The organism is Streptomyces sp. NPDC002133 (assembly GCF_040296405.1).
Classification (GTDB): domain Bacteria; phylum Actinomycetota; class Actinomycetes; order Streptomycetales; family Streptomycetaceae; genus Streptomyces.
Genome location: NZ_JBEOXF010000013.1, coordinates 21,223 through 27,915 on the forward strand (window position 1 = coordinate 21,223; position 6,693 = coordinate 27,915).

Annotated in this window: 4 protein-coding genes and 1 pseudogene; 3 read left to right on the forward strand and 2 right to left on the reverse strand. The window is 70.8% G+C overall.

From position 1 onward, the window contains the following. Window positions 1-23: 23 nt before the first annotated feature. Window positions 24-1,811 carry an aspartate--tRNA ligase gene (gene aspS / locus ABT078_RS16055; RefSeq protein WP_351228015.1) on the forward strand — a complete coding sequence of 596 codons (1,788 nt, stop codon included), beginning with the start codon at window positions 24-26 and terminating at the stop codon, window positions 1,809-1,811. A gap of 206 nt (window positions 1,812-2,017) precedes the next feature. Next, window positions 2,018-2,779: a L,D-transpeptidase family protein gene (locus tag ABT078_RS16060; protein WP_351228017.1), complete on the forward strand. Its 762-nt coding sequence runs from the start codon at window positions 2,018-2,020 to the stop codon at window positions 2,777-2,779. Window positions 2,780-2,960: 181 nt separating this feature from the next. Here ABT078_RS16060 and metG read toward each other — a convergent pair whose 3' ends face one another. Further along, on the reverse strand, window positions 2,961-4,607 hold the full coding sequence (metG, locus tag ABT078_RS16065; protein WP_351228019.1) for a methionine--tRNA ligase: 1,647 nt from the start codon (window positions 4,605-4,607) through the stop codon (window positions 2,961-2,963). A 135-nt stretch (window positions 4,608-4,742) separates the two neighbouring features. Between metG and ABT078_RS16070 the strand changes: the two are divergent. Further along, a pseudogene (locus tag ABT078_RS16070) lies at window positions 4,743-5,168 on the forward strand (ATP-binding protein); the annotation flags it as partial. Here the strand turns inward: ABT078_RS16070 and ABT078_RS16075 are convergent. Next, window positions 5,090-6,693 (reverse strand): VWA domain-containing protein (locus ABT078_RS16075; protein ID WP_351228021.1); only part of this gene is annotated, 1,604 nt, incomplete at its 5' end. The pseudogene ABT078_RS16070 and the gene ABT078_RS16075 sit on opposite strands and share 79 nt — an antisense overlap.

The following is a 6,693-nucleotide window of genomic DNA, read 5'->3' on the forward strand; positions in this document are numbered from 1 at the left end:
CGACGAAGACTGGATGAACGACGATGCATCGGTACAGGTCCCACACCTGCGGCGAGCTCCGCGCCTCTGACGTCGGCACAGACGTCCGGCTGAGCGGCTGGCTGCACAATCGCCGAGACCTGGGCGGCATCCTCTTCATCGATCTGCGCGACCACTACGGTCTGGTCCAGCTGGTCGCCCGCCCCGGCACCCCGGCGAACGAGGCGCTCAGCCACATGACCAAGGAGTCCGTCGTCCGCATCGACGGCAAGGTCTCCGCCCGTGGCGCCGACAACGTCAACCCGGAGCTGCCCACCGGCGAGATCGAGATCGAGGTCACCGACGTCGAGGTGCTCGGCGCCTCCGCCCAATTGCCCTTCACGATCAACACGGACGACGGTGTCAACGAGGAGCGGCGCCTGGAGCACCGCTTCCTGGACCTGCGCCGTGAGCGCATGCACCGCAACATCATGCTGCGCACCGCCGTCATCTCTGCCATCCGGCACAAGATGACCGCGCTCGGCTTCAACGAGATGGCCACCCCGATCCTCACCGCGAGCTCCCCCGAGGGCGCCCGTGACTTCCTGGTGCCGTCCCGCCTCAACCCCGGCAAGTTCTACGCGCTGCCGCAGGCCCCGCAGCAGTTCAAGCAGCTGCTGATGATCGCGGGCTTCGACCGCTACTTCCAGATCGCGCCCTGCTTCCGCGACGAGGACGCCCGCGCCGACCGCTCGCCGGGCGAGTTCTACCAGCTCGACATCGAGATGTCCTTCGTCGAGCAGGAGGACGTCTTCCAGCCGGTCGAGAAGCTGATGACCGAGCTCTTCGAGGAGTTCGGCGGCGGCCGCCACGTCACCTCGCCGTTCCCGCGGATCCCGTTCCGCGAGGCGATGCTCAAGTACGGCTCCGACAAGCCGGACCTCCGCGCCCGGCTGGAGCTCGTCGACATCACCGACGTCTTCGAGGGCTCCGAGTTCAAGGCCTTCGCGGGCAAGCACGTGCGCGCCCTCCCGGTGCCGGCCGTCCAGGACCAGCCGCGGAAGTTCTTCGACCAGCTCGGCGAGTACGCGGTCGAGCAGGGCGCCAAGGGCCTCGCCTGGGTGCGCGTCGGCGACGACGGCGCGCTGTCCGGCCCGATCGCCAAGTTCCTCACCGAGGAGAACACCAAGGTCCTCACCGAGCGCCTGGGCCTCAAGCCCGGCCACGCGGTGTTCTTCGGCGCCGGGGACTTCGAAGAGGTCTCCAAGATCATGGGCGCGGTGCGGGTCGAGGCCGCGCGCCGTGCGGGCCACTTCGAGGAGAACGTCTTCCGCTTCTGCTGGATCGTCGACTTCCCGATGTACGAGCGGGACGCGGAGACCGGAAAGATCGACTTCTCGCACAACCCGTTCTCCATGCCGCAGGGCGGCCTCGAGGCCCTGGAGACCCAGGACCCGCTGGACATCCTCGGCTGGCAGTACGACATCGTCTGCAACGGCGTCGAGCTGTCCTCCGGCGCGATCCGTAACCACGAGCCCGAGATCATGTTCAAGGCCTTCGAGATCGCGGGCTACGACCGGGAGACCGTGGAGCAGGAGTTCTCCGGCATGCTCCGCGCCTTCCAGTACGGCGCCCCGCCGCACGGCGGCATCGCCCCGGGCGTCGACCGCATCGTGATGCTGCTGGCCGACGAGCCGAACATCCGCGAGACGATCGCCTTCCCGCTGAACCAGAACGCACAGGACCTGCTCATGGGCGCGCCCGCGGAGGTCGACGAGGCCCGGCTCAAGGAGCTCCACATCGGCGTCTACAAGGGTCCGGCGAAGCCGACGCCGTACAAGCCCACCAAGTAGGCACACCACGTGTGGCGACAGGCCGCACGGGAGCCGCACGTAAGGGCCCGGAACCGAAAGGTTCCGGGCCCTTACGCGTTCTCGCGTAATCCGTGCCCCTTTTCGTGCTCCTTCCGAGTCGTTCGCGCCGCGGGGAAGGACCGCGGGCGGCCCGAACGGGAAGGGAGGGCAGGGACAGGTGTAGGACCACGAGAGGACATGGCGGAGTGCTCAGCACCGTACTGACCAGAGCAGCGGCAGCAGGGACGGCTGCCGGACTGCTGGCCGCCGGGCTGCTGCTCGGGGGCTGCGCGAAACCCACGCCGCCGCGCCCGGCGCCGGGGCCGCCGCACCCGCAGGCCGCCAACGGCAAGGCCGTCCCGGCGCGGCCCGCCGAGCTCCCGGGGCTCGGCCCGGCGACCCGGGGCTTCGTCCCGGACGACACCACCCAGGCCGTCGTCGTGAGCGGCGACGCGCGGGACTCCACCCACTCCACGGTCGTCCTGTACGAGCGCGACCGGACGAAGGGCTGGCAGCGCGCTCTCGGGAACTGGCCTGCCCACAACGCGCTGAAGGGCTGGACCGACGAGCACTGGGCCGGCGACAACCGCTCACCGATCGGGGTCTTCGGGCTCACGGACGCGGGTGGCCTGCTGCCGGATCCGGGCGCGAAGCTGCCGTACTACCAGGCCGCGGACTTCTCCACGGACGGCACCGGATTCCTCGGGGAGCCGCTGGACGGTTCCTTCGACTACGTCGTCGCCATCAACTACAACCGCTGGCCCGGTAGGTCGCCGCTCTACGACGAGGGCAGGCGGCCCATGGGGTGGGACCGGGGCGGCGGGGTCTGGATCCACGTCGACCATGCGGGGCCCACGCAGGCGTGCGTGTCGCTGTCGCGGGAGTACATGCGGGAACTGCTGCGGTGGCTGGACCCGGAGAAGGAACCGGTGGTGGTGATGGGGGACGCGGCGTCGCTGGCGCGGTGACGCGGATGGCGTCCGGGGGCGGGGTTTCTGCGGCGGGCTTTGCCCCCGCCCCGCCCCCTCCCGGTCCGGGGCTCCGTCCCGGACCCCGTGGACGCGCCGGGTGCGCCGGCGTGTCCGTCCTCGATCTCCGGACGGGCTCGGGACGAACCCGTCCGGAGATCGAGCAGCACGCGCGAAGGCGTCAGTCCTTCTTCGGCTCCTCCAGACGCGGAAACAGCACCGCGCCCTTCGTCACCGTCGAGCCGGCCGGGAGCCGGCCCCAGGACGCCGCGTCCTGGACACGCTGGTCCGCCAGGGCGCCCAGGGACGCCTCGGCGCCGAGCGAGTCCCAGAGCTTCTGGGAGGTGTCCGGCATGACGGCGTTCAACAGGACCGCCACGGCCCGCAGGGACTCGGCCGCCGTGTAGAGGATGGTCGCGAGGCGGGCCTTGCCCTCCTTCGAGTCGTCCTTGGCGACCTTCCACGGCTCCTGCGCCGTGATGTAGCCGTTGACCTGCTTCACGAAGTCGAAGACCGCCAGGACGCCGCCCTGGAAGTCCAGCTCCTCGCCGATTCGTCGGTCGGCCTCGGCCACGGCCTTGGCCAGGCCCTCCTGGACCGCCTTCTCGGCGTCGCCGTTCGCCGCCGCCTCCGGCAGCGAGCCGCCGAAGTACTTGCCGACCATCGCGGCGACGCGCGACGCCAGGTTGCCGTAGTCGTTGGCGAGCTCGCTCGTGTAGCGGGCGGTGAAGTCCTCCCACGAGAACGAGCCGTCCTGACCGAACGCGATCGCGCGCAGGAAGTACCAGCGGTAGGCGTCCACGCCGAAGTGCGAGGTCAGGTCCTGCGGCTTGATGCCGGTCAGGTTCGACTTCGACATCTTCTCGCCGCCGACCATCAGCCAGCCGTTGGCCGCGATCTTCCCGGGCACCGGCAGGCCCTGCGCCATCAGCATCGCCGGCCAGATGATCGCGTGGAAGCGGAGGATGTCCTTGCCGACGAGATGCACGTTCGCCGGGAAGGTCTCCTCGAACTTCGCCGGGTTCTCGTTGTAGCCGACCGCCGTCGCGTAGTTCAGCAGGGCGTCGACCCACACGTAGATGACGTGCTTCTCGTCCCACGGGATCGGGATGCCCCAGTCGAAGGTCGAGCGCGAGATCGACAGGTCCTGCAGGCCCTGCTTGACGAAGTTCACGACCTCGTTGCGGGCCGACTCGGGCTGGATGAAGCCGGGGTTCTCCGCGTAGAACTCCAGCAGCTTCGGGCCGTACTCGCTGAGCTTGAAGAAGTAGTTCTCCTCCTTGAGGATCTCCACCGGCTTCTTGTGCACAGGGCACAGCTTCTGCCCGGCGTACTCTCCCCCGGAGGCTCCGCCCTGGGAGGTGCCCCCGTCGCCGTCCAGCAGCTCGCCGGGGAGCTTGTACTCCTCACAGCCCACGCAGTACGGGCCTTCGTACCCGCCCTTGTAGATCTCGCCCTTGTCGTACAGGTCCTGCACGAACTCCTGGACGCGGTCCGTGTGCCGCTTCTCCGTCGTCCGGATGAAGTCGTCGTTCGCGATCTCCAGGTGCTGCCAGAGGGGCTTCCACGCCTCCTCCACGAGCGTGTCGCACCACTCCTGCGGGGTGACGCCGTTCGCCTCCGCGGTGCGCATGATCTTCTGACCGTGCTCGTCCGTGCCGGTGAGGTACCACACCTTCTCGCCGCGCTGACGGTGCCAGCGCGTGAGCACGTCGCCTGCGACGGTCGTGTAGGCGTGGCCCAGGTGAGGAGCGTCGTTGACGTAGTAGATGGGGGTCGAGACGTAGAAAGCCTTCGTCCCCTGCTTCTCGGATCCAGTGGCCGCCATGGTCGAAATCCTAACGGCCGCCGGAAGATCGACTCACACCCGAGAGATCCGGGCCGTCCCCCGGAGACGTTCCCGAAACATCCCGTCCGATAAGAAGAGGGCATGCGGGTGCTGGTCGCGGAGGACGAGGGCGGTGGCGTGGTGCGGGGGAGCCGTCTGCTGCTGGCCCAGCTGGTACGGAACCTCGTGGCGAACGCGGTGGCGTACAACGTGCCGGGCGGGACGGTGGACGTGACGGTGGACGAGGGCGTCCTGGTGGTCGCCAACACGGGTCCGGTGATTGCCGCGGAGGACGTCCCCGGGCTTTTCGAGCCGTTCCGGCGGGGTGAGGGCCGCGACCGGATGGGGCCGGGAGCGGGGCTCGGGCTCTCCATCGTCCGGTCGATCGCCGTCGCGCACGGCGGAGCGGCGGAGGCGGGGCCGGGCGCGGAGGGCGGGCTCGTGGTGCGGGTGAGCCTGCCCTCCGCCGTTCCCGGCGCGGTTCAGCGGTCCAGCGGTCCGACGGCCCGGCTGCTGCGGCTGTTCAGCCACTTCGGGAAGGCGCCGAGGAGGCCCTCGTAGAGCTCGGTGTCGGTGAGCTCGCGGGGGTCCGGACCGGCGTGGAAGAACGCGGCGTTGGCCGCGTCCTGGTCCGCGTCGACCTTGCGGAGGAAGTCGAAGCCCTTGGCGTCGTACTCCCCGAACGCCACGAACTGCCAGAAGATCGGCTTCGCGGCGGTGTCCGCCAGGGCCTGCTTGGCGGGCTGCTTGGCGTCCGGCGGGCCGTCGGTCTGGAAGACGACGAGGGCGGGTCCGTCGCTGCCGGACTTCTCGTAGTGCTCGACGACCTCCTCGACGGCGCGGTGGTAGCTGGTGCGCCCCATGTGGCCGAGGCCTGCGTGCAGTTCGTCCACGCGGCCCTCGTGGTCGGTGAGCGTCAGCTGCCCGGTCCCGTCGATGTCGGTCGAGAAGAACACGACGTGCACGGTCGCGGCCTCGTCGAGGTGCGCGGCGAGGGCGAGGACCTGCTCGCCGAGCTGCTGCGTGCTGCCGTCCTTGTAGTACGGCCGCATCGACCCGGACCGGTCCAGCACGAGATACACCGTGGCTCGCGTCCCGGCAACCCCGGTGTCCTCGAGCACGGTCCCGGCCGTCCGGTACGCCCCGACGAGCCCGGCGGCCCGCGCCTTGATCTGCGCGAGGGAGTTGGCGGGCTTTCCGGCGGGCTCGGCATCGGCGTCGGCGTCGGTGCCTTCGCCTGCGGCGGGCGCGGCGGGCGTCGGCTCCGTGGTCGCCTGCGCCTCGGCGGCAGCGATCGCCTCCACGGCGGCGGCCTCGTCGCGCGCGGCGGGGATCGTCACCGCCTCGTCGGCGGAAGCAGCAGCTGCGACCGTCTCGGCCTCGACCTCGGCCTCGACCTCGGCCTCGACCTCGGCCTTGGCCTTGAGCTCGGCCTCGACCTCGGCCTCAATCTCGATCTTGGCCTCGAGCTCGGGCTCGGCCTGGGGCTCGGCGTCCTCGGTGGGCGCACTGTCGGCCTGGGCGGGGATGACCGCGACGGGCGTGCTGTCGCCGGCGGGCTCCTGAGCCTCCGGCTGCGCGTCGCTGTCGGCCTGCGGCGCGGCCGCGGTGTCGTCCGCGGCGACGGTGTCGGCGGCGGTGTCGGCGGTGGCAGCCGCCTCGGCACCGGCCGGCTCAGCGGTCGTGGCTTCGGGCTCCACAGCTGCGGGCCGGGCCTTGTCCGCCGTGCCGGCGTCTGCCGACTCGGCTTCGGCGACGGCATGGGGCTCGGGCGCCTCGTCGACGGGGGTCTTCTCCGCGTCGTCCGCCGCTGCCTCGGCCTCCGCGCCTGTCCGGTCCGCGTCGCTCGCTTCCACGGGCGCGGCGGGGGCCTCTTCGATCACCGTGCCGGTGTCGGCCGCGGCCTGCGCCGTGGACTCGTCCTGGCCCTCGGCGGGGGCGCTCGCCTCCGCGGTGTCCGCAGTGGCCGCTTCGTCGCCTTCGGCGTGCGTGTCCACCGCGTCGTCGGTGGTGTCCGCGTCCGCCTGCGGGGCGGTGTCGGTGTCGGTGGTCGCGCGGTCCTCGGCGGGCTTCGCGTCGCGGGACA

Excerpts from the sequence above, each read along its gene's own strand:
- aspS (WP_351228015.1), top strand. The coding sequence starts at position 24 with ATGCATCGGTACAGGTCCCACACCTGCGGCGAGCTCCGCGCCTCTGAC.
- metG (WP_351228019.1), bottom strand. The coding sequence starts at position 4,607 with ATGGCGGCCACTGGATCCGAGAAGCAGGGGACGAAGGCTTTCTACGTC.